This window comes from Amnimonas aquatica (genome assembly GCF_002943415.1).
GTDB lineage: Bacteria > Pseudomonadota > Gammaproteobacteria > Pseudomonadales > Moraxellaceae > Perlucidibaca > Perlucidibaca aquatica_A.
Window position 1 is genome coordinate 1 of the sequence record NZ_PTQZ01000322.1, and the last position, 1,423, is coordinate 1,423.

Annotated in this window: 2 protein-coding genes and 1 pseudogene; 2 read left to right on the forward strand and 1 reads right to left on the reverse strand. The window is 68.6% G+C overall.

Annotation, left to right across the window (positions count from 1 at the left end; genetic code table 11):
- A pseudogene (locus C5O18_RS09560) lies at nt 1–385 on the reverse strand (hypothetical protein); the annotation flags it as partial.
- Between the two features lie 133 nt (nt 386–518).
- On the opposite strand from C5O18_RS09560, the gene smpB reads away from it, so the two are divergent.
- A complete protein-coding gene (smpB, locus tag C5O18_RS09565; protein ID WP_105193396.1) occupies nt 519–989 on the forward strand; it encodes an SsrA-binding protein SmpB in 471 nt (156 codons plus the stop codon).
- A 202-nt stretch (nt 990–1,191) separates the two neighbouring features.
- Nucleotides 1,192–1,423: PepSY domain-containing protein (locus C5O18_RS09570; RefSeq protein ID WP_206389848.1), on the forward strand; the 232-nt coding region annotated here is incomplete at its 3' end.

The following is a 1,423-nucleotide window of genomic DNA, read 5'->3' on the forward strand; positions in this document are numbered from 1 at the left end:
CGCCGCCGGCATGAAGGCCGGCGGTGCTGCCCGCCAGCGTCTGCACTGCCGATGTGGCCAGCAGGCCGGCCAGAAGCGCGGTCAGGACCAGCGCCAGCAGGCTGGCGCCCAGGCTGCTCCAGGCGATCACGCGCCAGGCCCGGTGCGCATCCGCCTCGCGGGTGAGCGCCTGGAACCCGGCCAGCAGCGGCCGGCCGGCCCGCACCGCCAGCGCGCGCTCGGCCAGCGCCAGCGGCCAGGCCGCGAACAGCAGTCCGGCCAGCGCCGGCAGCCAGGACCAGCCATCGGCCGGTGCCAGCAGCACGGTCAGCGCCAGAGCCAGCGCCAGCAGGGCGGCCGCGCGCTCGATGGCAGGTGATGCGGGTCTGAACAGGAAAGCAGCCATGGGTCCCCCGGAAAGCTGGATGTATCGCAGAATGTTCGCCAGGCCACCGCCACGGGCAGGGCCGCATTGCCGGGTATTCTCGGCAGTCGGCGGCACCTGCACAAGCCGCGCGTTACGCCTATAATGCCGCGCCATGAGCCAGTCCAAAGGGTCGCCAGCGACCATCGCCCAGAACCGCCGCGCGCGCCACGAATACTTCATCGAGGAGAAGGTCGAGGCCGGTCTCGCCCTGCTCGGCTGGGAAGTGAAGTCGCTGCGTGCCGGCAAGTGCAACCTGACCGACGCCTACATCCTGATCAAGAACAGCGAGGCCTGGGTGATCGGCATGCACATCACCCCCCTGCTGGCCGCCTCCACGCATGTGGTCGCCGACCCCACGCGCACGCGCAAGCTGCTGCTCAAGCGCCGCGAGCTCGACCGCCTGACCGGCGACATCCAGCAGAAAGGCCACACCTGCGTGCCGCTGTCGATGTACTGGAGCCACGGCCGCGCCAAGCTCGAGATCGCTGTGGTGAAGGGCAAGCAGCTGCATGACAAGCGCGACAGCGAGAAGCAGCGCGACTGGCAGCGCGAGAAGGCCCGCGTGATGCGCGATCGCGGCTGAGCGGTCTGTCACGGCACTCGCCAGGAATACCAGCGCTCCGCACCGCCACGCTGATGCAGCAGCCCCGGGCGCGGGCCTGCGCCTCGATTTACCAGCTCCGAGCACAAGTCCGCAGGATGCCCCCCGAACAAGGCCGGAGCCCCTGCTCCGGCCTTGTGCTTTTCACTACAATAGAAACGATTTTCAGTCAGGAGCTTGCCGCATGACGGGCAGCCAGAGCATCAAACGCTGGTATGGCGTGCACAAATGGACCAGCCTGATCTGCACGGCGTTCATGCTGCTGCTGTGCATCACCGGGCTTCCGCTGGTGTTCCACCACGAGATCGAGGAGTGGCTGGAGCATGGTGACGACCATCACGCCATCGCGGCGGTGGCGCCGGGCGAAGCGTCGCCGGATCTGGACCGCATGCTGGCGAAGGCGCTGGAGCGCCACC